Source organism: Cytobacillus kochii (genome assembly GCF_044790165.1).
Classification (GTDB): Bacteria; Bacillota; Bacilli; order Bacillales; family Cytobacillaceae; genus Cytobacillus; species Cytobacillus kochii.
In genome coordinates this window covers 1,664,716-1,689,004 of record NZ_CP085254.1, presented here as the reverse complement: position 1 = coordinate 1,689,004, position 24,289 = coordinate 1,664,716, and the positions used below count along the sequence as shown (strand labels likewise).

The 24,289-nt window shown below is 35.5% G+C and carries 30 protein-coding genes, 1 tRNA gene and 1 pseudogene; 11 read left to right on the top strand and 21 right to left on the bottom strand.

The window, feature by feature from the left end; all coding sequences use genetic code 11:
* Positions 1–134 precede the first annotated feature (134 nt).
* Both LG276_RS08950 and LG276_RS08945 read left to right on the top strand, forming a co-directional pair.
* A complete protein-coding gene (locus LG276_RS08950) occupies positions 135–1,565 on the top strand; it encodes a carbon starvation protein A (RefSeq protein WP_404294122.1) in 1,431 nt (476 codons plus the stop codon).
* Between the two features lie 230 nt (positions 1,566–1,795).
* Positions 1,796–2,044 (top strand): helix-turn-helix domain-containing protein, encoded by a 249-nt coding sequence (locus LG276_RS08945; protein ID WP_306469957.1) that lies wholly within the window; start codon positions 1,796–1,798, stop codon positions 2,042–2,044.
* Between the two features lie 4 nt (positions 2,045–2,048).
* Here LG276_RS08945 and LG276_RS08940 read toward each other — a convergent pair whose 3' ends face one another.
* The 7 genes from LG276_RS08940 to LG276_RS08910 all read right to left on the bottom strand — a co-directional run bounded on the left by LG276_RS08940 (position 2,049) and on the right by LG276_RS08910 (position 8,581).
* The gene (locus LG276_RS08940; protein WP_281202703.1) at positions 2,049–2,651 is read right to left on the bottom strand and encodes a response regulator transcription factor; all 603 of its coding nucleotides are present in this window, start codon (positions 2,649–2,651) and stop codon (positions 2,049–2,051) included.
* Between the two features lie 5 nt (positions 2,652–2,656).
* Complete coding sequence (locus LG276_RS08935) at positions 2,657–3,772, bottom strand: histidine kinase (RefSeq protein ID WP_404294119.1); 1,116 nt, start codon at positions 3,770–3,772, stop codon at positions 2,657–2,659.
* Positions 3,773–3,777: 5 nt separating this feature from the next.
* Positions 3,778–4,512, bottom strand: coding sequence for an ABC transporter permease (locus LG276_RS08930; RefSeq protein ID WP_224937779.1), 735 nt, complete (start codon positions 4,510–4,512; stop codon positions 3,778–3,780).
* The gene (locus LG276_RS08925; RefSeq protein WP_251161373.1) at positions 4,509–5,408 is read right to left on the bottom strand and encodes an ABC transporter ATP-binding protein; all 900 of its coding nucleotides are present in this window, start codon (positions 5,406–5,408) and stop codon (positions 4,509–4,511) included. The genes LG276_RS08930 and LG276_RS08925 overlap by 4 nt, the downstream gene beginning before the upstream one ends.
* A 142-nt stretch (positions 5,409–5,550) precedes the next feature.
* Entirely contained in the window at positions 5,551–6,270 is a 720-nt protein-coding gene (locus LG276_RS08920) for an exonuclease domain-containing protein (RefSeq protein WP_224937777.1), read from the bottom strand.
* Positions 6,270–7,250: a DUF294 nucleotidyltransferase-like domain-containing protein gene (locus LG276_RS08915; RefSeq protein ID WP_404294115.1), complete on the bottom strand. Its 981-nt coding sequence runs from the start codon at positions 7,248–7,250 to the stop codon at positions 6,270–6,272. The genes LG276_RS08920 and LG276_RS08915 overlap by 1 nt, the downstream gene beginning before the upstream one ends.
* Before the next feature lie 53 nt (positions 7,251–7,303).
* Positions 7,304–8,581 (bottom strand): ammonium transporter, encoded by a 1,278-nt coding sequence (locus tag LG276_RS08910; protein ID WP_251161370.1) that lies wholly within the window; start codon positions 8,579–8,581, stop codon positions 7,304–7,306.
* 251 nt (positions 8,582–8,832) lie between these two features.
* Between LG276_RS08910 and LG276_RS08905 the strand changes: the two genes are divergently transcribed.
* Positions 8,833–9,021 (top strand): alpha/beta-type small acid-soluble spore protein, encoded by a 189-nt coding sequence (locus tag LG276_RS08905; RefSeq protein ID WP_095369762.1) that lies wholly within the window; start codon positions 8,833–8,835, stop codon positions 9,019–9,021.
* Positions 9,022–9,386: 365 nt separating this feature from the next.
* On the opposite strand, the gene LG276_RS08900 is transcribed toward LG276_RS08905, so the two are convergent.
* Entirely contained in the window at positions 9,387–9,959 is a 573-nt protein-coding gene (locus LG276_RS08900) for a hypothetical protein (RefSeq protein WP_404294112.1), read from the bottom strand.
* A 145-nt stretch (positions 9,960–10,104) separates the two neighbouring features.
* Between LG276_RS08900 and LG276_RS08895 the strand changes: the two genes are divergently transcribed.
* Positions 10,105–10,257: a hypothetical protein gene (locus LG276_RS08895; protein ID WP_281202696.1), complete on the top strand. Its 153-nt coding sequence runs from the start codon at positions 10,105–10,107 to the stop codon at positions 10,255–10,257.
* 310 nt (positions 10,258–10,567) lie between these two features.
* Here the strand turns inward: LG276_RS08895 and LG276_RS08890 are convergent, their stop codons facing one another.
* Complete coding sequence (locus LG276_RS08890; RefSeq protein WP_281202695.1) at positions 10,568–10,759, bottom strand: hypothetical protein; 192 nt, start codon at positions 10,757–10,759, stop codon at positions 10,568–10,570.
* Between the two features lie 184 nt (positions 10,760–10,943).
* On the opposite strand from LG276_RS08890, the gene LG276_RS08885 reads away from it, so the two are divergent.
* Together LG276_RS08885 and LG276_RS08880 are read left to right on the top strand one after the other, a co-directional pair.
* Entirely contained in the window at positions 10,944–11,267 is a 324-nt protein-coding gene (locus tag LG276_RS08885; protein WP_095369765.1) for a DUF378 domain-containing protein, read from the top strand.
* Between the two features lie 955 nt (positions 11,268–12,222).
* Positions 12,223–12,735: a DUF3231 family protein gene (locus LG276_RS08880; RefSeq protein ID WP_281202709.1), complete on the top strand. Its 513-nt coding sequence runs from the start codon at positions 12,223–12,225 to the stop codon at positions 12,733–12,735.
* Between the two features lie 619 nt (positions 12,736–13,354).
* Here the strand turns inward: LG276_RS08880 and LG276_RS08875 are convergent.
* The 5 genes and pseudogenes from LG276_RS08875 to LG276_RS08855 all read right to left on the bottom strand — a co-directional run bounded on the left by LG276_RS08875 (position 13,355) and on the right by LG276_RS08855 (position 15,620).
* Positions 13,355–13,480, bottom strand: a complete 126-nt coding sequence (locus tag LG276_RS08875) for a hypothetical protein (RefSeq protein WP_285840851.1) — start codon at positions 13,478–13,480, stop codon at positions 13,355–13,357.
* Positions 13,481–13,499: 19 nt separating this feature from the next.
* Positions 13,500–14,330: a hypothetical protein gene (locus tag LG276_RS08870; protein WP_251161367.1), complete on the bottom strand. Its 831-nt coding sequence runs from the start codon at positions 14,328–14,330 to the stop codon at positions 13,500–13,502.
* Positions 14,331–14,623: 293 nt separating this feature from the next.
* Positions 14,624–14,671, bottom strand: a pseudogene (locus LG276_RS08865) (phage holin); the annotation flags it as partial.
* Between the two features lie 104 nt (positions 14,672–14,775).
* On the bottom strand, positions 14,776–15,411 hold the full coding sequence (locus tag LG276_RS08860; RefSeq protein WP_404294108.1) for a tyrosine-type recombinase/integrase: 636 nt from the start codon (positions 15,409–15,411) through the stop codon (positions 14,776–14,778).
* A gap of 136 nt (positions 15,412–15,547) precedes the next feature.
* Positions 15,548–15,620, bottom strand: a tRNA-Val gene (locus LG276_RS08855).
* A 265-nt stretch (positions 15,621–15,885) separates the two neighbouring features.
* On the opposite strand from LG276_RS08855, the gene LG276_RS08850 reads away from it, so the two are divergent.
* From LG276_RS08850 to LG276_RS08835, 4 genes are all read left to right on the top strand, one after another.
* The gene (locus LG276_RS08850; protein ID WP_224937771.1) at positions 15,886–16,608 is read left to right on the top strand and encodes an esterase family protein; all 723 of its coding nucleotides are present in this window, start codon (positions 15,886–15,888) and stop codon (positions 16,606–16,608) included.
* A 142-nt stretch (positions 16,609–16,750) separates the two neighbouring features.
* Positions 16,751–17,260 (top strand): YjcG family protein, encoded by a 510-nt coding sequence (locus tag LG276_RS08845; protein WP_095369768.1) that lies wholly within the window; start codon positions 16,751–16,753, stop codon positions 17,258–17,260.
* A gap of 8 nt (positions 17,261–17,268) precedes the next feature.
* On the top strand, positions 17,269–17,691 hold the full coding sequence (locus tag LG276_RS08840; protein WP_251161365.1) for a GNAT family N-acetyltransferase: 423 nt from the start codon (positions 17,269–17,271) through the stop codon (positions 17,689–17,691).
* 159 nt (positions 17,692–17,850) lie between these two features.
* Positions 17,851–18,528: a DUF421 domain-containing protein gene (locus tag LG276_RS08835; protein ID WP_404294105.1), complete on the top strand. Its 678-nt coding sequence runs from the start codon at positions 17,851–17,853 to the stop codon at positions 18,526–18,528.
* A gap of 4 nt (positions 18,529–18,532) precedes the next feature.
* Here LG276_RS08835 and LG276_RS08830 read toward each other — a convergent pair whose 3' ends face one another.
* Positions 18,533–18,775, bottom strand: coding sequence for a hypothetical protein (locus LG276_RS08830; protein ID WP_404294102.1), 243 nt, complete (start codon positions 18,773–18,775; stop codon positions 18,533–18,535).
* A 130-nt stretch (positions 18,776–18,905) separates the two neighbouring features.
* Between LG276_RS08830 and LG276_RS08825 the strand changes: the two genes are divergently transcribed.
* A complete protein-coding gene (locus tag LG276_RS08825; RefSeq protein WP_404294100.1) occupies positions 18,906–21,197 on the top strand; it encodes an ATP-dependent helicase in 2,292 nt (763 codons plus the stop codon).
* A 73-nt stretch (positions 21,198–21,270) separates the two neighbouring features.
* Here LG276_RS08825 and LG276_RS08820 read toward each other — a convergent pair whose 3' ends face one another.
* The 6 genes from LG276_RS08820 to LG276_RS08795 form a co-directional block, all read right to left on the bottom strand.
* A complete protein-coding gene (locus LG276_RS08820; RefSeq protein ID WP_095369772.1) occupies positions 21,271–21,525 on the bottom strand; it encodes a stage VI sporulation protein F in 255 nt (84 codons plus the stop codon).
* A gap of 136 nt (positions 21,526–21,661) precedes the next feature.
* Positions 21,662–21,811, bottom strand: a complete 150-nt coding sequence (locus LG276_RS08815) for a YjcZ family sporulation protein (protein WP_404294097.1) — start codon at positions 21,809–21,811, stop codon at positions 21,662–21,664.
* 102 nt (positions 21,812–21,913) lie between these two features.
* Entirely contained in the window at positions 21,914–22,270 is a 357-nt protein-coding gene (gene spoVAE, locus LG276_RS08810) for a stage V sporulation protein AE (RefSeq protein WP_095369774.1), read from the bottom strand.
* A gap of 18 nt (positions 22,271–22,288) precedes the next feature.
* A complete protein-coding gene (gene spoVAD / locus LG276_RS08805; RefSeq protein WP_404294095.1) occupies positions 22,289–23,299 on the bottom strand; it encodes a stage V sporulation protein AD in 1,011 nt (336 codons plus the stop codon).
* On the bottom strand, positions 23,299–23,772 hold the full coding sequence (gene spoVAC, locus LG276_RS08800; RefSeq protein ID WP_191814953.1) for a stage V sporulation protein AC: 474 nt from the start codon (positions 23,770–23,772) through the stop codon (positions 23,299–23,301). Before spoVAC ends, spoVAD begins: the two co-directional genes overlap by 1 nt.
* A gap of 13 nt (positions 23,773–23,785) precedes the next feature.
* The gene (locus tag LG276_RS08795; protein WP_404294094.1) at positions 23,786–24,253 is read right to left on the bottom strand and encodes a YhcN/YlaJ family sporulation lipoprotein; all 468 of its coding nucleotides are present in this window, start codon (positions 24,251–24,253) and stop codon (positions 23,786–23,788) included.
* Between the last annotated feature and the right edge of the window lie 36 nt (positions 24,254–24,289).

The following is a 24,289-nucleotide window of genomic DNA, read 5'->3' as shown; positions in this document are numbered from 1 at the left end:
GTTCATCTATTAGAAAATTATATAAAAATAACATTTTTCTGAAAAAGTATTGCTTTACAGCAAAAAAGCACTTACAATACATCATATATTCCAAAGTTTCAGAAATATTTCACATCAGCAGGAGGCACTTAAATATGGCAACATTCCTTGTAGCAATTGTATTACTTATTCTTGGATATATGTTTTATTCGAAATTCGTAGAGAAAGTTTTTAGTATCGATGATAGCAGAAAAACCCCAGCATATACGGAGGCAGACGGCATGGACTTTGTCCCAATGAGCTGGTGGAAAGGAAATCTTATTCAACTATTAAATATTGCCGGCACCGGTCCGATATTTGGCGCATTAATGGGGGCATTATACGGGCCCGTCGCGTTTATATGGATTGTTATTGGCTGTATTTTCGCTGGAGCTGTACATGATTATTTTTCAGGAATGCTTTCACTCAAACATAAGGGAGAACAATTTCCTAATCTCGTTGGTAGATATCTAGGGAATGGAATGAAAGTTTTTATTAATATATTATCCATTATATTAATGATTTTGGTAGCAGCTGCTTTTACAGCAAGCCCAGCCCAATTAATTTCTTCTATTACTCCACTTAGTTTTACTGTATCGTTAATGATTGTATTTGCTTATTTCATTATTGCAGCGGTTCTCCCGATTAACCAAATTATTGGTAGAATTTATCCGATATTCGGTGCGATATTAATCTTTATGGCTGTGTCCATTGGTATCGCTTTACTATTTAATGGCCAACCTATTCCAAATTTAACTTTTAGCAATTTACACCCTGAAGGATTGCCGATTTGGCCACTATTAATGGTTACCATTTCATGTGGAGCAATATCTGGTTTCCATGCCACACAAAGTCCAATTGTATCAAAAACATTAAAGAAAGAGTCTGATGGAAGAAAAGTGTTTTACGGAGCAATGATTGGCGAAGGAATCATCGCCCTTATTTGGGCAGCAGCAGGAATGACCTTCTTCGGGGGAACAGGGGGCTTACAGGAAGCTTTAGCGACCGGTGGGCCAGCAGGAGTGGTGAATGAAATTTCCATTTCATTATTAGGTACATTAGGGGGCATTTTAGCGATACTTGGTGTTATTATTCTACCTATTACAACAGGAGATACTGCGTTACGTTCATCGAGAATGATGCTTTCTGAAACTATTTCAAAGTACTTGAACTTTAAAGGGAATGGACAGATACTACTTGTCACATTATTAGTGGGTGTCCCGACATTTCTTTTAGCAACGATTGATTATTCCTTTTTATGGAGATATGTTGGTTGGACCAACCAATTATCTGCCACGATCATGCTTTGGACAGCAACAAGTTTCCTATTAAAATCTAATAAGCAGCACCTCATAACAGGAATTCCAGCTATGTTCATGACAGGGGTCTCTGCTACTTATATATTTTACGCACCTGAAGGATTGCAATTATCTTATCCAATATCTTTAACAATTGGGACAGTCTTATCGATCATCGTGTTAATCATTTACATTAAGAAAATAATTGACAAACGAAGTCAAAAGACAACTAACATAGAAATTGTCTAATTTGAAGCAGACTGGGAAAGTATGAATCCCAGTCTCTTTTTTTATTATGATTTGCAATCAATTAGAATGAAGATAACTGTTGTCTACTATATCTTTACAATGAGGAAACAACTCATTCGCTAACAGGTAAAATGTTATTTGTCAACAATATACTTTGACAAACAACGTAAAAAAGTGCTAATTTTATAGAGAGCGTGATTTTAAATTTGCAATAATAGTAGGTGATGAATTTGAGTAAAAATATGAATAAAGATATGATAAAATTTATTAGAAAAAGTTATAATATGACACAACGAGACTTCGCTCGAATTGTGAGCTGCAGCTTCTCGCTCATCGCACTTGTTGAAGTTGGTAAAAGACGAGTCACATCGGATTTAGAAAATAAAGTCAAGGTAGCATTTGACTTAGATGATCAACAATTACAATCAATTTCTACATTAATAACTGAATTTAGTAAGGGCGTTCCACCTTTTATGTAAACCACTATATCCAACCTTTCTCCTTTGCTTTAGTTATTGCTTCAATCCTATTCTTTGCCTCTAACTTATTAATGATTTCTGACATATAATTGCGCACCGTTCCAGCAGACAAGAAAAGGTGCGCCGAAACCTCCTTTGAAGTTAAACCCGATGCAACAAGCTTCAACACTTCCTTTTCCCTGGAAGTGAGTGGGTTATCTTGTCTCAATTGATTAAATACCAGCTCCGGAGAAAACATTCGCTGACCATTCATCACACGCCTAATGGCTTCAGCTAACTCTTCACTCGGTCCATCTTTTAACAAGTATCCGTGAACTCCTGCTCCTATTGCCCGCTCAAAATAGCCTGTTCTAGCAAACGTTGTTAAAATAATAACTTTACATAATGACTTTGCTTCAAATATTTCCTCTGCTAAATCTAATCCACTCTTTATAGGCATTTCAATATCTAATAAACATACATCTGGTGCCAATTGATGAATTAATTCTGTTGCTTCTTTTCCATTATTCGCTTGCGCTATGACTTCTATATCTTCCTCATAGTTTAATAATGTACTTAACGCTCCTCTTAACATCTGCTGATCTTCAGCTATTAAAACTCTTATCATATCATTTAAGCACCTCCGAACTTTCTTTCTACAATTGGAATGAATACATTGACAGATAACCCTCTTTCATAATGAAAAAACTTCAAACTACCTTCAACTAACTCTAGACGTTCCGACATGCCTTTTAAACCATTCCCTAATTTTGTGTCTCGATTAAACCCTACTCCATTGTCTGAAATAGTTACCTCTATCCCTAAATTATTTTGCGATAATCCAATTACACAATGAGTCGCCCGAGAATGCTTAACGATATTTGTAATTCCTTCTTTTATACACATACTGATCATATTTTGCATCATTGATGTTATATTGTCACATCTATTCAGCCCTGTTACCTCCAGCGTAATATTGGCTGAATTTAATATCTCTTTACAATCACTAATCGTTTCAGCAATTGTTAAAACTCGCATGTCTGCCACTAGCTCTCTTACTTGTTTTAAGGCAATCCGTGAAGTCCGCTCGATTTCATTTACCTCTTTGGTGACAACTTGGGGATTTGCTTGATGCTTAGTCATTTTTGCTACGAGTTGAGATTTTAATGTTATATAAGATAGTGTATGTCCGAGTGTATCATGTAAATCCCGAGCTATCCTCATTCTCTCTTCTCTTTTAATTAATACTTCAATCTGTTCGTTTGCTTCATTTAATTTTTCTTCTAACTCCATTTTCGTCGACATGGAGTGAATACCAAAAGGAGATATAACCATAACAACAACCATTACGACGAGATAAAAGTATTCGCTCAACATTTCATATTGTAAAATAACAGGTAAACTGGAAGAGATGACAAATAAAATCATACTAATGATAAACATCTTAGAGTTACGCAGCCACCCGATAAAATTTGCACAATAGAATCCGAGCAATACTAATGAAGGTTGATAAAAATAAGCAAAAATAATAATAATGATCAATTGTAGTATTAACCAACCCATATAAGAGGATATTGGTGGATCAAAGAAAAGTTTCCTATAAGATAGAAAAAAAAGGCATAAAAGCATCCATCCAACCACTGCCTTTACCCCTGTTTCATTTATTAAAACAACAATCGGAAACATTAAATAGATCAAAAAAACATATGGGAGAAAACCATATTTTACAGGAAATAACTTATAACCCAAAAAGCTTACACCACCACTTCTTGCTTTCTTCTAATATAAATACTTAATACTACAAATAGAAGGAAATATCCTGCTAATACTGCAATATTCAGCAAAGAAGGGGTGCCACCTTCTGTAATCTCCCATACGCCCGCTCCATAATGATAAGAGGGAATTGCTTTAGCAATGGACTTAAAAATAGATGGCAACACTTCAATTGGCATAAATAACCCCCCCATGAAAGCTAAAACCATATAAAAGAAATTACTGATTCCAGCAGCTGTCTCCACCTTGTTCATTGCACCAATAATTGTTCCAATAGCGAGAAAAGGTAAAGCGCCAATTAATATCCATAACGCACTTGTCAGCCATTGCCAAACGCTCAAATTAACTCCATTTATTACCGCACCAACAACAAAAATAATGGCTACAGAACAAATGTGAATCATCGTTTGCCCAACCATTTTTGCTGAGAAATAAACACTTGAACTCAGCGGGGTTGTTCTCATTAAATTGGACCAACCATGAGCCTTTTCTTCTACTAATCGAATGCCCAACGTCAAAATACTCGTCCCCATCACACTAAAACAAGTAACGGACATTAAGAACCGACTGTTCCAACTGTCACCCATTCCAGTATTGAATATATTTGTAAAAACAAAATAAAAAACGATAGGCATAAATAATGACCAAAAAACAAAATAAGGATTTCTAAATATCCGTAATATCTCTACTTTTGTCTGCATCAACCATCCTCTCATTCACTGATTCCCCTTTCTACTGTTAATAATTCAAACGCATCTTCAAGTCTTGCCCGGTGTAAATGAATGTCTCGCATAACAACCTTTTTTTCAAATAACTCCCCCAAAAGCGCATCAGTGGAAGAGGTTGTTAACACAATCCGTTGATCAGTTATTTTCGCGCTTATGACATGAGAAAATGTTTGTAGCAAGCTGATATCAACCTGATCTGATTTAAACGAGATAGCCCCATCAGATAAGTGACTTTTTAATTGTAAAGGTGTTCCATCAGCAATCACCTTCCCTTGATTAAATAACATAATTCTTTTGGCAACATCATCAGCTTCTTGTAAATAATGAGTGGTAAAAATAACCGTTTTACCTTCATCATTTAAATATTGTATCGCTTGCCAAAATTTCCTCCTAACCGTACTATCCATACCAACAGTGGGCTCATCTAAAAAAATAATTTGCGGATTACTTATAATGGCTAATGCAAAATTCAACCTTCTTTTTTGACCACCCGAGAGTTTATATGCCTTTTTCTTAAGCATCTCTATAGGGATACCTGTAATTTCCAACACTTCTTCTAAACGTAAAGGGTTTTCATAATAACTACTAAACATGAGTAATACTTCTTTCACAGACAATGCATCAATGACACTAACCTCTTGGAGCATCACACCAATTCTTTCTTTCACCGCTCGCTCATGGGGTTGTTTATTTAAGATCAGTATATTTCCTGAGGTTGGTTTAACTAACCCTAATAACATCAGCAAGGTTGTTGATTTTCCAGCCCCGTTCTTCCCTAGTACAGCTAATAACTCCCCTTTTTCAACTTCAAAAGACACATCGTTAACTGCCGATAGATCCTTATACCTTTTAGTCAAATGTTTCGTAGCAATAATGGTTTCCATAAACACCAACTCCTCATTAAAATTATATGAGATGGTTTACTTGTCCGTTTAGTGTGTGATGTCACTCCCTTCACATGACAAATGTCACTACTTGAAATTCTTTTCATAAAAAAAACCACAGTTCAATCATCTGTGGCCTCAATTAAGGTATCCGAGCTAACTTTTCATAAACATCTTGCATTGTAAAACAGCCCTTTTCTTTCACTTTTTCAACATAACATACCCAAAGTTTGGCTGTTAACATGGCATCGCCTAAAGCATGATGACGATGTTTGACTTCAATCTGATTTTTTTCACATAATGTCTCTAGCCTAACAGAGTGATCCACTGTATCAATGATACGATATAAAAAGGAGGTATCGAATACACGATGTTTAAATGATGTTCGATAAAGCTGCCAAAACGCATGCTGAAAGAAGCGCTTTTCATGGTTTGAATGATGAGCAATGAAAGGTAAGCTCTCCGTATATTTTAAAAAATCCATTAATACATCTGCTAATGGTGGCGCATTTTTTAACTCCTCTTCCTTCAATCCCGTTAAATGCTTTATTGATGAAGCTAAATCTTTTTCATATTGTATTAAAGAGTAAAAGTAATTGTCATGATCAATTCTTCCATTTAGAATTTTGACAGCTCCAATAGATAGTATCTGATCACCATTATCTGGACTAAACCCCGTTGTTTCTATATCGACAACTACAGCACTCATTTGATTTAATGACGTTTGTATCATTCGATCTTGATTTAAATCTTTTTGAAGCTGTCTCATGAAAGCCATTGATTTAGAGTCTTGCGTCTGGAGCCCACCGAACCTCGTTTGATTTAACTTTCGGACAAATTGAAAAAAAGGTTCAAAAGCCATTATTTCACTTCCTGCTCAATTACATCTTCTACATATTGATGGAGTCTTCTGCCATTTTTCAAAATCACCTTTATCTTACTTTTTTCTTCCCTATTCATGTTTCTCACATTTAAATAATGGCCATCTTCATAGGTTGACATATGGGTAAGTAGTGAATGCCGTAATTTTAGTAGCTGTTGGAAATCATGATGATACGGTAATAATACGTGTTTATATGGCTCTTTACACATTAATCTTTCTAACCGTGACAAAGTCGAGCTTTCAACTATTCCCTCCTTTATAGAAAGTAATCGAATGCCATTAACGAAAGGTAAGAATGCTGCGTACTTTATATTGATTTCCCCTTTATGTGATCCATGATTTTCCGTTAATATTTGCCCCAACGGTCCAATAGAGGTTTTTATATGCTGTATATTATCCAATAATCTCTTTAAGCTATGAGGATTTTTTTGGACTGCCTCATGTACACTTTTCTTTAAATGATTAATATATTCGCTTTCTCCCACTAACACTCTCGCATCAAAGAATATTTGCAGATGCCTCATTGTTGCCCAAGATTTTTCATCTAGCCATGACTGTAGTTGCTCAAACCACTCAGGTTGTGACTTACACCAAAGAGGATTACTACTCATAATATTCCCGTCACAGTAAGGGTAACCAACAATGTTGAGCCCATGGGCTAATTCTTTGCCTAACTGATGAAAATATCTTTGTAAAGTGGTTCCTTTTTCTTCATATATGATGCCATGATCTTGATCACTTATATAACCTTGCTCTTCTCTTCCACCGCTACCTGTTATAAACCAAGCAAACCCGCTCGGTGGTTTTTCCCCTAATCTTCTCACTGCATAATGAAACGTAGCTCTCATTACTTCATCATGAAAATTGTTTAATTGCACTTGATTAAACTTTTTCACAGTTAATTCATAATCCCGCCAATCTCTAATCGCTTCATATGTCTCAAAATCATCCGTCGGCAAAAACAACACTTCCTTACAGAGGGTAAAAGCCTCCCACTATAGGAGGCTTGACCTTATGATGTTAATTTCGTTTGTTTCTCACTTGACATAAACTCTTCTGGATAACCATAGTTACCATGTTCACTCATGTCTAAGCCCATCACTTCTTCTTCTTCACTAACACGGAGACCATTCATTACTTTCTTCATTACAAAGAGAATGACAAATGAAGCAACAAAGGCAAAAAGTCCAGATGTTACAACTCCTAACGCTTGAACGCCTAATTGGCCAAATCCGCCACCATAGAATAATCCTGCTTGACCAGTTACCTGTTCCGCTAATTCTGGTGTTGCAAAGAATCCTGTAGATAAAGTACCCCATACTCCAGCTGCACCATGAACAGATAATGCGAAGATTGGATCATCAATTTTCATTTTATCAAAGAACTTTACACTAAAGAATACTAAAAGTCCGGCAACTAAACCTATAACAACAGCGGCCCAGGGTTCAACGAAAGCACAAGATGCCGTAATGGCAACTAAACCTGCAAGTGCACCATTTAATGTTGTAACAATATCAGATTTACCAAGAACGATCCAAGAGATAGCTAACGCTGCAACCGCACCCATCGCCGCAGCTAAATTCGTGTTTAGTGCAACAAATCCGAAAAATGCACCATCAACTGATGTCGTACTACCTGCATTGAATCCAAACCAGCCTACCCAAAGAATAAGTACAGCTAATGAAGTATAGACTTGGTTATGTCCCGCAATATTGTTACTAGAACCATCTTTATTGAACTTCCCGATACGAGGCTTTAATAAAATAGTTGCAGCTAAGGCCGCCATTGCACCTGTTAAATGGACAACTGTTGAGCCTGCGAAATCTTGCTTCTCATGCCCCGCTAACCAGCCTCCGCCCCATATCCAATGTGCAACAACCGGGTAAATAACAGCAGAGAATAAAATAGTAAAAACAACGTAGACTGGGAACTTTGCTCTTTCAGCAAAACCACCTAAGGCGATACAAACAGCAATAGCAGCAAAGGCACTTTGGAATACAAAGAAAACCGTATCAGATAAACCTGATTCTCCACTTTCAGCGCCTGAATAGAAGAAGTCCGTCATGCCAACAAAGAAATTCGCATTTCCTCCAAATATAAATCCATAGCCTACAGCCCAGAAAACAAGGAAGGTTAATCCCACTGTAAAAATAGTTTTCCCGGTAATATGACCTGCATTTTTCATTCGTGTAGAACCTGCTTCAAGTAATATAAATCCACCAATCATAAAAATAACTAAAATTGCAGCAATCATTGTCCACACACTGTTCAGATAAAATATTTCATCCATATCTTTTCTCCCCCATTTCTTACGTCATATAACTTAACTAATAGATGTTAGATTATATGACATCTATTAAGTTATTCTTATTTTATCGCAAAATTCTCATAAGTCAATGCTCAATTTTATATTTTTTAGAAAATTTACTCATCTTTTTACCTGTTAGTTTTTACCCATATGAATGATAGCCCTTACATTAGGAAACCTTATAAAAGAGCAATGTTACATTTGCTCAAAATGACGAAGGAGTGATTTGTTCAATGAGCAGAAATAAATTAGTCGTTCCCGAATCAGGTCAAGTATTAAATCAAATGAAAGAAGAAATCGCTCAAGAATTTGGTGTACAACTTGGCGCAGAAACCACTGCACGCGCTAACGGATCAGTCGGAGGGGAAATGACTAAACGACTGGTTGCTTTAGGTGAACAACAGCTCCGTAATCAAAAATAGCCATTTAGTAAAAAGAAATGCCCTAGGGAGGCAAAGAGAAGGTCTCCAACGGTTTTTAAAGCGCGGAAGTGAATCGATTTATCGTTCACTCCCTCGCTATTTTTAATGTGTTTGTATGTACACAAATAATAAATGGAAAAAATTAAAATGAATCATTATATCCTTCTCGTTCGGCTTCTTTACCGCTTTCCACTTCTCATGCACACTTTTTATCATCCCTTGTTTATATGCAAATGAAAGTGAGAGCTATATAAATGTGAAAAAGGTCTTTATCGTCATAGACATGACGATAAAGACCTTTCTATTATCAATTACCTAGAGGGGAGCCTTAATTAGCACTCCAACTGCATTAGAACATTTCTTTTTCAATTATTGGCAAATGCATTTTCTTTTAACCTTAGAAAAAATATGGTGAACCAATAGGAAGTAAAACATATCCCTATGTCAATCAAAAATATATAGAACTGATTCATACTACCATAAAAACTTACGAAGCCTACCTTCTCTTCAATCGTTGCAAAACCAAATGCAATAATAGCACTTACAATAATCGTATATAAGTAAAAATTTCTTTGTCTATTTGTACAATATTGATAAACAAATAAAAAAACAACCGGAAGTAAAGAGGTCGTCATATTCGTTGCACTTGGTAATGAAGGAATAAGAAAATAATTATGAATAAACAAACCTTTTCGCAATAACATTGTATCGATAAAGGTCCATAACATATTCACTGTATATCCGTAGAAAAACACCTCAAATATCCGCTTTCGATCAATAAAAAAGTAGACGAACACTAAAGGAGCGATAAAGAGAAAGAGTACCATCCAAAATTGCCAATGCGTATAGTCAGAATATGACTTCCAATATTCAGATAGCAATTGTTGAAGTTGTTTACTATCTATATGTAATGCTGTTAGATATTCCTCCTTACTCATAACTTTACCTCCTTCACAATTAGCCTCATTCTCAATATGTTTCAAGCGATCGTTTTTTATTCATTATTCATGGCTTTCTCGACATACATAATTTACAAATAAAAGCTAAAAATACCTAATAATAACGGAAGGAGTGGCAAATAAGATGATGAAAATAATCAATGGAAAGTTAAAAACCTTACTCGGTTTCTTTATTGGCAGTCTGGCGGTATCTATTATTTTTAATATTATTCAAATCAGCTTAATTTCTGAGGTCAAAGGAAAGTTAAGTACAGTTATGGATGAGCAATCAAATTAAAATACAATAGGTGAGTCCTCATAAAGCTAGAAGACTCACCAAAAAGCTTATTCATGATTATTCTTAACTTCTTTTTATAATCGAGTGCTCTCTACTGTTGATATTACCTCACTATTTTCCAAAGTTGCCTATTCCTTTAATAAATACAGTATTTCTAAGTAAGATGCACTTCTGTATTTATTTTGACTCTCCCAATACTTATTAACTTTCAACTATGCTATTTTACCTTTGACACCCCCAAGGATTTGAAAATATTTTTACTAATCCTAATAAAAAAAGAGGCTGCCCTCTTGGACACCCTCTAATTATTTTAATGAAAACCTTGATCGTCTTGATTTCGTATTTGTTGTAAATAATTCTCCGTATAAATACGTTGTGAATCTGGGACATTTTTTTCATTCTCTTCCGGATCAAATTTTGTTAAGCCTTTCTTCTTCGCTATCCAGTCAATCACGAGGCCAAATCCTAGAAGCGAAAGAATCAAGATAAGAAACCACCACATTCTTTTATCACCTCTTTATTAGGATATCCTAAAAAAGAATAATTGCTATCATTATTTTTTGATTATTCTAATAATACCATAATTAGTAAAAAATATCAAATAGACACAAATGTCTTCGTGTATAAAAAAATCCTGTTATCAAAAAATATAGATGTAATAAAAATGAGAATAAGGAGATCATACAATGAAAACATTACAACGCATCGCTTTAGCGCTTGTTATTATTGGCGCGATTAACTGGGGACTTATTGGATTATTCCAATTTGATTTAGTTGCAACGATTTTCGGAGGCCAAGATGCCATCCTCTCTCGAATTGTCTATACATTAGTCGGAATTAGCGGCCTCATTTGCCTATCTCTTCTCTTTGCACCAATGACAGAAGAAGAAGACAGAGACGTCGATAATCGTGTTATTGATGGAAGACAAGTGAGTTACTCTACAGAATTCGCTGAGGAAAATGATTTATCTGATATAAAAGAAGAAGATAGAGAAAATCGAGATCAATAAATCTAAAAGCCCGGACATTAAAATGTTCGGGCTGTATCTATGACGTTAACTTTTATCCTACTGGTACTTCAAAAAGTACCTTAATTAAACTATGAATACAGACGCTTCCCCCCTACTCTAAATACCAAGAAGCCTTGTTTACAGAGGCTTCTTTTTTTATGTCTATTTAGATTAGACAATAGACCTATCGACCTTCAATATTTGTCTCTTTATGTTTTTTTAGCTTAGTTCGTACGTCCAACTTCCAAAACATCAGAATAATTTGTCTCAAAACATTCTTTACCCCCTATGATCATCATCAAGTTAGTACATGGTCTTTCCTCTAACATAACCCCTACTACTTAACCTTCATTTCACCACACTTAATTCCCTGAACCGGGGAATTCTGCAAAGAAGGTACTGGTGAGCTAGGCAAGATAGGTTTCTTTAACTTCAAATTTTACCCTTTTGGATTAATCTACTGCCTGCTGTGTAAATATCATAATTTATTTACCCATTTTTTCTTAATATGACGAAATTGTCACACTAATACATATTTTGTAATGTCTTTCGATTGTGTGGAATTCCTCCACAATCTAAGCTTTTATTGACACCTATTTTGAAAGGAGAAGATTATTTATGGAACAGATCACCTTTATAATTGCTATTGTAGCTTTCGTTATTTCGCTTATAATTTTCATTTCAGGTATTTTTAAAAGTAATTTAAAAGGATACCTCCAATCTAAAACCGCCAAAACCGCTTTCTTATTTTTTATCATTTATATTGTGAGCTTTGTTACTTATATTCTTATATCTAATTAAGCAGAGCTTAAAAAAACGCCTCGTTTAAAAAACAGGGCGTTAACTATTTTTTTACTCATGAATAATTTATATATTGCAAACACAAACTATCTATCGTGGCCAATCCTTACATAAGGAGAAAATCATGAAACTTAATAAGATAGGGAGTGCAATTATGGGAATTTTAAGCGGAAATCCAAAAGATGAACCTTTACATTATGGTGAAGTTTATGGATTATTCACCAACCTTTCTACAAATAACGGAATGATATCTGGTTATGAAACACTTATGAATCATGCTGGTGATGATGACTTAAAAAAACTAATAGAAGAAGCAATTAAAGGGTTACGTGCTGAGAACCAACAATTAGAAGAGCTTTTAAAAAGTAATGGAATCGGGTTACCACCTGCACCACCTGCCCGCCCTAATGCAGATTTAAATGATATTCCTGTTGGTGCAAGATCCACTGACCCAGAGATCAGTGCTGCAATCTCTGCTGATACTGTAGCTGGATTAGTTGCATGTAGTCAGGCAATCGGTCAATCCATCAGAGAAGATGTCGCAATGATGTATGGTCAGTTCCATATGAATAAAGCTCAGTTTGGTGCCAAAATGTTAAAGTTAAATAAGGAAAAAGGTTGGTTAATCCCGCCTCCTTTGCACATGAGTAAAGGAACAGAATCATAATTTATAGGCGCCTCGAAATGAGGTGCTTTTTTTACTAAGTTACACCCCACTCACTTTTCGATTTTCTTCGCAGTAAGACTTGCTTTACTCTCGCAATTTAACCTGGCTGATTTACCTCATTTCATTTCTTCCTCTAAGGGTCTATAGCGTCTTTTCTCATTGCTCATTCTTTGTTTCTATTGAACTTGTTTGCGTTTTATTTAATACTGAAGAATATATTTTAATTCCTCTATTTTAACAACAAATTGGTATGACTCATCAAAATTTAGACATAAAAAAAGCCTTGACGAATCAAGACTTTCAGTATGATTCCGACTGGGTTCGAACCAGCGACCTCTACCCTGTCAAGGTATTCGGAACTGTTCGACACCAAATCTGCGCTATGTCAAACGTAATCTACCAACGGCAAATCACCGGTATGTCACACGTTCATTTTTTCCTTATTATACCGATATAAGCGCTACCAGGTAAGAATTATTTATATAAACTTTACGAAACTCGTCAGTATGAGCAGGCCACGGTCTAGCGAATGTGGTATTAAACATCTTATTAAAAAGCAGAAATGTAGTTAAACTCATTTCTGCTTTTAGATATTTATATTATGTGATTTGGTCAATTGTTATTTTTTGTTTGCTATTTTACGTAATAAGTATAGTGCATAAATTATGGCAGGAATTGCTCCGACCTTTAAAATAAGCTCTATAATTGCTCCTATTAAATACAACGGAGAAGTATCGACTTCCATTCTATAAGTCCTCCTTAAATTAATCTACATATTTATATTTTTGATGAACATAAACACTTTTTTTAGTTTTATTCCAGCTATGAAGTTTAATAGTACTATGTAAATCTACATAACCGTTGTTAAGATATCCAGTTATTTTATAAGTACCTGTTGCGTTCATATCATACCCAACTTTTTCCGCCTTACTATCAGTCACATTACATGATGCATCAACGGCAGAAACTACTGTGCCATTTGTACCGCCAATAGAGCAATAACGCATTTTTAAGCCGTAAGTTCCTACTGAATAATGATTACCAAGATTTAATGTCGCGACTGTAACCCCAACAGATTTCAATTTTACGGTAGCAGTATATCGACGATCACCGTATTTTTTTGTTTCATTCCTATAAGGGCCGAACGAAACAGATCGTGGTTGAATTAATGAAGGCTCATCCTCATCTTCGCTAATGTCCACTGATGAAAGTTCAACAGAAGATCCATCACTTAAAACGAACTCTTCTTTATAATACTCTTCTCCTATATTAACTTCATGATTTAAAATATCGCTAACTTCATCAAGCTTGTCTTGTTGGTATTCGCTGACTGTATCCTCATCTACATTCGAAAATACATCCTCAACTAATTCTATCTTACTATTATCAGAAATCTCGTCAACTTTTGGGTTTTCTTCAATATCATTTAGAACTTTAATCAATTCTTTTTTCGTAGTACTACCATCTACTTTGTTTGTATATTCCGTAGTAAGAATATCCTCAGTAGTTAGTTCCTCTGCACTAATATTACTAAAAGCTGAAATATTTAATGCAACAATTACAGCGGGTATAATCATAAATTTCTTTCTGCTCAACATTCCTCTTACCTACCCTCAATTAAAATATTTGATAATATTTCACAAAATACCAATATCATAGAAATTTTATCATAATATACCATATTTGTATATAAATATAATAATTATCTATTAATAGTAATCTTTTAATTATTAATTAATAAAAGATAGAATGTTTAGAATATCTCTTGTGTTATTACTTTAAAGTATGGTTTTAAGCATTATAGACATTAGCAAAATTAGTCCAACTCAATTTTTTCCAATAACATAAAAGCGCCCAGGGCGAGAAAATCTAGGCGCTTTATTTACTCCTATTTTTCGCGCGCTTTCTTCGTCACGTCGTTATTTTTCCAGTAGCTCCAAAGCGCAGTGCCGCCGAGGGACGCAAGGGAAAAATAAACTCGCTCACGCCCGCCTCGTCGACCGGAATCACGCTTAAGCCCGCGCCATTTCTAATCCCACGTTAATTAGCTCCAAAAGTAAAAGCACGAATCTGCTGACTGTGCCTGCCGTAACCATTGAAGTCGAAATCTTCTATTTTCAAATTTATAGTTTCTGAAATACGAGCCATACCGTCAATTAATAGGTTTATTAAAACGTAATCACGAAACTCTGAATAAGAACGCTTGTCCAAAACCCTAAGTAATCTTTTTAGTTCATCCGTAGTCAGTATTTCTATACGTTCCTGCGGCTCTCTCACACCACTTACTCCTTGAGCCGGATTTGTCTCAATTAATTCCTCTTCGTATAAGCACTTGAATAAAACCCGCAATGTCTTTAACCGTGTATTAATAGTTGAAGGCTTTAAACCCACCGTCTTTTCTTTCTCCGATTTAAATCTATGTCCGTCAAACCTAACCCAATCCTCGCGCATATATGTAACGTACTCTCTGATAACCGTACGATTGATTTCATATATAACCGGCTCAATATCGTGAATTTCTAAGAACTCCATAAAAAAGCTAAAATTATCGCGATATTGCTGCATTGTTGTCTCAGCACGACCTTCCGCACGCTTAATTGATAAAAACGTTTGAAATAGATCGTCTAATGACTCGACTGATTTCCTTATTACTCCCTTACGAATAGATTTACGCAAAAAAGCACGCCTCCTTATGGAAACGTGCGAATACCGGGTAAAGTAGACCGCTACCCTGAGAGCAAGTCTACGCATATGTCAACGCAAAAGAAAAGCGCTAGAATCACTGTTATATCAACGTTTTCTAGCGCGAGTATGATTCCGACTGGGTTCGAACCAGCGACCTCTACCCTGTCAAGGTAGCGCTCTCCCAGCTGAGCTACGGAATCGTTTATGTATATATTTAAGACATTTATAAATATACTATTTACGCGTATTTCTGTCAATTGATTTCACTGGTATTTGCTCAATTTCATGAAGTTTTATAATTATAGAGCTCTTTACATATAATAGAAGTGGAAAATAAACTTACATACTTAATTGAGTGAATCTTTCTTTATTAAGGAAATGAAGACTTACTATATGAAGTTTCATACACTGTGTGATAATATAACCCCATATAGGATTATTATTTTAACAAAGGAGTTCTACTTTATGAATACAGCAAAAGGGACAATCACGGACTTTACTTTTAAAAGTGAGGTACTAGGGGAAGATTTAGAAATACTTGTATACTTACCGGGCAATTATTCACCGCTATATAAATATAATATTTTAATTGCTCAAGATGGCAAAGACTATTTTCAATTAGGACGAATCGGCAGAACAGCGGATGAGTTGCTTGATGCAAAAGAAATGGAAAATACAATTATCATTGGTATTCCTTATAAAAATGTACAAGACCGCCGTCGTAAATATCATCCAGATGGTGAACAAAATGCTGCTTATATCAGATTCTTGGCTCATGAGCTTGTACCTTACCTTGACGAAAAATATCCAACGTACCAAATGGGAATGGGACGAGCATTGATCGGCGACTCTTTAGGAGCGACTGTATCTCTTTTAACTGCTCTACAATACCCTAATACTTTTGGGACAGTCATTTTACAATCGCCATTAGCGAATGAAAAAGTAATGGAAGAAGTCAAATCCTTCAAAGATACGCATCTGTTAAATATATATCATGTCATTGGTACGGGAGAGACAACAGTCAAAACAACTGACGGTAAAGAACAAGATTTCCTTACACCCAATCGTGAACTTTCACAATTAATAAAGGATAAAGGCTTCCCTTATTTTTATGATGAATTTGATGGCGATCATACATGGACATATTGGCAACCAGATTTAAAACGTGCTCTAAAGCAAATGCTTTAATGAAACAGCAGTTTGGCTACTTCTTAGTCAAACTGTCTTTTTCTTCTATTTCCATTCGTTAGTATATGATGATTTTTGAAAATTTGTTATAATAGTAAAATAAGACAAGTTCTTTAAAATATTTTATTTTGGAGGTAGAACTATGAAATATGGAATCGTTATTTTTCCGTCAAAAAAAATTCAAGACTTGGCAAACTCTTATCGGAAAAGATATGACCCTCACTACGCATTGATTCCTCCACATGTAACATTAAAATCATTTGAAGCTACAGAAGAAGAAGTAAAACAAACAACTGATGCTTTGAATGCAATTGCAAAAGTTCAACAACCTTTTCACATGAACGTTAAAAAGGTGAGTTCATTTCAACCTGTTAATAACGTTATTTACTTAAAGATTAACCCAACAGATGAACTCGAACGACTACATGAAAAAATCAATGAACAAACAGTTGGAGAAAAATCAGAATATGCTTTTGTCCCTCATATTACAATTGGACAAAAACTTTCCGATGATGAACATTCGGATGTTTATGGTTCATTGAAAATGCTTGATGTAGAACACGAAGAAACGGTTGATCGATTCCACTTATTATATCAATTAGAAAACGGATCTTGGAGTGTACATGAAACATTCCGCCTCGGAAAGGGTTAATGAACAACATGAACGTTAAAATAGTAGAAAACGAGCAAGAGCTGCAAGAAGCTTATCAAGTAAGAAAAGAAGTATTTGTAGACGAACAAAATGTTCCATTAGAAGAAGAAATCGATCAATTTGAAGACGAAGCTACACACTTTGTCCTTTATAAAGATGATGAACCTAGTGGTGCTGGGCGTTTTAGAATTGTAGATGGCTATGGGAAAGTAGAACGCATTTGTGTAAAAGAAAATGCAAGAAAAACAGGAGCCGGCAAAGAAATAATGCATGCCATTGAATCTTTTGCTAAAGAAAAAGGTGTACCGGCTTTAAAACTTCACGCACAAACACATGCGATTCCCTTTTATGAACGAATTGGGTACGAAGTCATCTCTGAAGAATTCCTTGATGCAGGAATACCTCACCGAACAATGAAGAAACAAATTTAAATGTAAAAAAGAGGTGCATTCCGCATCTCTTTTTTTGTCTTCATTAACAAAGTAAAAGCTTAAATTTATTAAAAATCGATCGTCGTTTTAATCATAAAAAATGGGGAAGAGCACACAATAACAAGGTCACAGTAAATTTGTTTAAGAGGTGTGTTTCCCATGCATGAATATATACATATTACTTTCGTTCTCTTTGTTGGATTTATTGCCCTTTTCATCATGACCAAGATTCTTGGAAAGTCGCAAATATCCCAAATCACTCCTTTTGACTTTATTTCTGCCATCGTTTTAGGAGAACTAGTAGGAAATGCACTTTATGATGAGAATACAGGGATAAGTCAAATGCTCTTCTCTGTTCTTCTTTGGACCATTTTAATTCTTACTACAGAAAATATCACACAGAAATTCAGAAGGACAAGAAAATTATTAGAAGGCGGTCCTTCTATTGTGATTCGTAAAGGAAAAATTGAATATGGGCAATTGAAAAAGAATCATTTGGACCTCAACCAGCTGCAAGAATTACTGAGGGCAAAAGATATATTCTCTATAAGACAATGCGAATTTGCCTTCTTAGAGACAAATGGTACGATTACCGCCTTGAAAAAGCCTGAATATACAACGCCAACCATTGAGGACTTGCAATTAAAATATCCGAAGATTAAGGTGCCAATTAATATCATTTTAGATGGTGAGATTGTTCATGAAAACCTAAACATTCTCGGTTGGGATGTCAAATTTCTAGATGAAAAATTAAAAAAGAAAGGGTATACGAATGTGAAGGAAATTCTATATGCTGACTGGGAAAAAGAAGACGGGTTACATATTCAAACCTACTGAAATATTATGCGTAATAATCAATGTATTTGCCTTTTATTCCTTGTTTACCATTTATTTCTCTATCTTTTATAGAAGAGGATAAATGGTTTTTTCTATTGTCCTTATATAAATAATTGGTTTCTGTTTGTCCAAGGGACGGATCCACCCTTTCAATATTTCTATAAGTCATTGAGCGATTTCGATTCATAAACATTCGCTCCACATATTGTTGGTATGCTGTTTGAACGGTTGAGATTGGATAAATCATTACACTGCCCCCTTTCCATTACTACTAACCCTTTTCAATTAATAACAAACATATTTATTCTTTTTTAGCGCTAAAATCTTTGTTATGATTAATTTTATGCAGTAAATTTTTTAAGTTATGAGGCTAAATGATGAAAAGTGCACGATTAATGCAAGAACGAATTCAATTACATACACTGAAACGATCAGACTATCCATTTATACATGAAGAAGGAAAACGTGGGAACCTTTATTGTACCCATTGTGGTGAAAACGTTTTATTTTATTTAGGTATTCAGGATGAACCAAAATTTTATCATAGCAATGAAAAAGAGTGCGAATATGTAGACGAAGTCATTCCGAAAGCAACAGAAAAAACGGAAGAAAAAGAAGTCAATGGCTTTCGTTTACCTCAAGGTCGATCAATTCTCGAAGAAGTGGAAAAGCCTTTTAAAACCCCTGTACGTATTGAAAACATTCCACCCTTTGCAGAAAATACAGGTTCACTAGCTAGTCCTACTGAGGGGTATCTTCGTTCACTTGAAGAGCACGGTATTTCTTTTGATCATGATCAGAAAAGAGCTGTTACGTATTGTCATGGTCCGTTACTTGTTCTCGCAGGAGCGGGAAGTGGAAAAACACGCGTATTAACAGGGAAAACGGCTTATTTATTCCATGAATATCATGTTGATCCCCGTTCTGTTCTACTCGTTACATTTACAGCTAAGGCAGCTAACGAAATGAAACAACGGATAAAAACCTATCCATACGTTACAGCAAAGCATATTAATCAAATGGTTTGCGGAACTTTCCATAGCATTTTCTATCGTATTCTTTCTTTTCATGATCACAATAATCAAAAATGGGACCACCGTTACCTTTTAAAGAACTGGCAGAAGGAACAAATGATCAAACAATCAGCAAGGGCCCTACATATTGATGAAAAGGATTTCCCTTTTGATATGGCCTTACAGTTAATTAGCTTTTGGAAAAACTCGTTGCAATCCCCTACTGATGTAAGGGCGACTGATTCATGGGAGGAAAAGGTACAACAAATGTATCAAGCCTATGAAGAAGAGAAACAGCGATTGAATACTTTTGATTTTGATGATATGCTCAGTAGCTGTTATGAGCTATTTAAAAAAAATCCGCAGATCTTAGCACAGTATCAAAAACGATTTAAATATATCTTAATTGATGAATTCCAAGATGTAAATAAAGTTCAATTTGAATTACTTAGAATGTTAGTACCTGAAAGTGAGCATATTTGTGCAGTAGGTGATGATGATCAATCTATATATGCTTTTAGAGGTAGTGACCCATCTTATTTAACCGAGTTTGAACAGATGTTTGATGACAGTTTTCAAATTACATTACAACAAAATTATCGCTCTAGTCACGAAATCACGGCATTTGCAAGTCAAGTTATCAAAAAAAACAAAAGAAGAAAAGCAAAAAACATGGTCGCACAATTTAAAAACGAGGCATATCCTACACTCTTCTACCCTTACGATGAAGAAGAAGAAGCCTTAATGATTTTGACAGATATTCAAGAGAGAATAAGACAAGGACACCAACCTAATGATTTTGCTATCCTTTATCGAACCCATTCAACAAGTCGTGCACTATTTGAGCGATTTACCAGGTCTAATATTCCATTTAAGATAGAGCAAGATGCCGAATCATTTTATGATCGCTTTATTATCCGGACACTGCTTAGTTTCTTAAGACTTGCGATTAATGAGGAAGATGCTCAGGCTCTTAAGGATATCTTACCGGCTCTTTTTTTAACACAATCACACTTACAAGATATGAAAGCGAATAGTATCTTACATGATTGCAGCTTACTTGAATGTTTATCTATGGTACAGAGCAAATATGCGTTTCAACAAAGCAAAGCAAAGAAAACGGTAACTACGATTAAAGCAATTAAACAACTATCACCTTTATTAGCACTTGAAAAAATCGAAAAAGAGCTACAAATACAAGATTTTATTAAGAAGCGTGGTAATGAAGGGAACAAAATGGATAAAGGTTCCGAGGATTTAAAAGAACTAAAATTAATTGCTAAAAAGTTTACTACATTACTTGAGTTTATTGAGTATGCGGATCATATGCGTGCAAAAATCAAAGAAATGAAGCAAATAAGTAAAACGATTGAGAACGCTGTAACCTTTAGTACTATTCATAAAGCCAAAGGATTAGAGTATCCCTTTGTCTATATCTTAAGTGTAGTCGATGGCAGCCTTCCCCACGATTATGCCCTTGAAGAATATCGCACAGGAACAGAGCAGAGTTTAGAAGAAGAACGAAGACTATTATATGTAGCAATGACTAGAGCCAAGGAACAGTTACATTTATCACTTTTGCAACATAGAAAAGGAAAAAAAGCCTATCCATCACGCTTTCTTCCCCATATCAAAAATACAATATATAGTAAATAAAAAACAAACCTGCGTGTGTATCAACTCACGCAGGCTATCAATCGTTCGATAAAAAATTCTTGTTAGACTCTCATTATTTTTTATTAATCATTTTGTTTATTGTATTAAAGTCTAAAGACTTACCTTCTTTTACAATAGAATCGACAATTTTGTCTTCCATTTCTTGAGATACTGGTTTGTTGGCGATTTGCGACACTCTGCGAATGACGCCACGAACCGTGTCTTCATCTTTAAAATTCGCATTTTGTAACGAGCCCGCTAATTCAAATACATCCTTCATATTCACGCCTGTTTTTTTCTCGATATTCTTAAAAAAATGATTATCCATCCGCTACCTCACGCTCCTTCTTGAACTCCATTTATCTTATGTCGCCCAATTAAAAACGTGATAAAAATATCTTTCAGAGAGTTTATAAAAAAGAAGAGATGCTATTATTACGCATCTCCCCAAGAATATAAGACAATTAGCAGAAACTAGCACCGACAATGACTAATAAAATGAAGAGGACAACGATTAAAACGAAAGTACCTCCAGCATAGCCGCCACCGCCGTAACCGTAGCCGCCGCCATAACCGCCACAACCACAATTGCCGCCATAGCCTCCAAAGCCCATATAGATCACCTCACTAATGTATTTGTCCTTATACATTATGTATGGTTAGGTGAGAATGTTTGGGCATGTACCCGCTTGGCCCTTAATTCATTGAAATCAGGCTTATCCTTTTGGTTTGAAAATAAGGGCGCCAATAAAAGCAAACAAGATGGCGGATGAAATACCTGAGCTCGTAACTTCAAACATCCCTGTTAGAACGCCAATTAATCCATGTTGCTCTGCTTCTTGTAAAGCTCCGTGCACAAGTGAGTTACCGAAACTCGTTATGGGTACAGATGCACCAGCACCAGCAAAATCCAATAATGGCTCGTAAAGTCCTACCCCATCCAATATCGCTCCTAACACGACAAGCGCACTTAAAGTATGACCTGGTGTCAGTTTAAATACATCAAAACAAATTTGGCCAATCACACAAAATAAGCCTCCAACAACAAAAGCCCAAAAAAACATTGGCAGCATATATTTATCCTCCTAACTTTATGGCATTTCAATCGCCACAGCATGTGCAATACATGGAATTGATTCATTTTGTTGTACTGTAAGTGGCGATAATAAGGCTCCTGTAGCGACCATTAAAATCTTTTTTAGTTCTCCTCTTTTCATTCTATTTAAGAGGTGACCATATAAAACGGATGCAGAACAACCTGCACCGCTTCCGCCTGATTGCACGGGCTGATCTTCTTTATAAATGAGTATGCCACAATCTTTGAACTGTTCATCTGAAATAATAAGCCCCTTATTCTTTAATAATTCCAATGCAGTTACACGACCAATTTTTCCTAAATCACCAGTAACAATTAAGTCATAATAAGAGGGTTCTATTTGCATGTCTTGAAAATGATTATAAATGGTATCTGCTGCTGCAGGAGCCATTGCCCCACCCATATTAAATGGATCAGTGACCCCCATGTCAACAACTTTACCGATTGTTGCAGCTGTCGTAACCGGATCATTTCCTCCATTATTTTGAACGAGAAGTGCTGCACCAGCACCTGTTACTGTCCATTGAGCAGTTGGTGGCTTTTGCCCTCCATACTCTGTAGGGTAGCGAAATTGCTTTTCAACAGCAGCATTATGACTCGCTGCTCCTGTTATAACTGCATTTGCTCCACCATAATTAATCATAAATGAACCAAGCGCTAATCCCTCCATTGATGTGGAACATGCACCAAACAAACCGAAGTAAGGTATTTCCAATGATCTTGCGCTGAGACTAGTCGGGGTGATCTGATTAATTAAGTCACCACCTAGAAAGAATTGCACATCTTTTTTTTCCATTTCTGCTTTTCTTAATGCCGTTCGACTAGCACCTTCCATTAGCACACGATGTGCTTTTTCATATGAATCTTCTCCCATCCATAAATCTTCATGGAGAAGATCAAAGTCATCAGCTAAGTTACCATTTGCCTCAAACGGCCCTCCAGTCACACCGGTAGCAATAATAGCTGGGCGTTGACTAAAAACCCATGATTGCTTCCCCTTTAGCATTAAATTACCCCCATATAAATTAGAATAGTCTTGATTAACGCAACCACAAAAGCTGAGAATACTCCAAACAGGAGAACCGAACCTGCGAGTTTAAACATATTCGATCCAACACCGAGGACAAACCCTTCGGTGCGATGTTCAATTGCTGCTGAAATAACCGCATTTCCAAATCCGGTTACTGGCACAGCACTACCTGCTCCTGCGAATTGACCAAGTCTGTCATAAACACCAAACCCAGTTAAAAGCATCGCAATAAATATCATAGTAGCTACAGTAGGATTACTTGCTGTTTGCTCTGTGAAATTAAAGAAATAGATATAAAAATATGAAATCGCTTGTCCTACTAAGCAGAATAATCCTCCAACCCAAAATGCCCGAAGACAATTTTTCAAAACTGGTCGCTTCGTTTCATATTTTTTTTCTAATTGATCATATTGCTCTTGGTCAGGCGTTTTTTTTGGTTTAGCACACATCCTACTCACCTTCCTATGTTAATTCTTTTTTCAACTTAACTATTTTCTCAAACTTTTTTTCGGCTTTTTTTGCACTAAAATTGGGATTCTTCATTTGTTCATGTAATTCGACCACTTCAAGAAAAATCTTAAAATCACTTGAAACAATAAATTTAACATCAGGGTATTTGTCTTCTAGTTTTCCTTTAACATCTTTCTCAATTTTTTTCATGTGAAATCTTTGTAAATGTCTTACTTTGTAAGCAACTAAAACGGTATCATCATTTTTTACAATTGCTGCATCATACAATTCTTTCTGTTTTTCGATATCTTTTTCTATACTTTGCAGCATATCTTCATCGGTTGACCGTGATTCACTATGTATTAATGATGGAGTAGGGTTTGTTGCTTTAATAAGTGATAACGGTGCTTCATTAGAATCATGTTTACTACATCCAGTAATTAAAAATAAACTTATAAGTAGTAGCAAGTATTTTGGCATTCTTGTCCCTTCCTTATCTTTTTCATTATTTTTTTA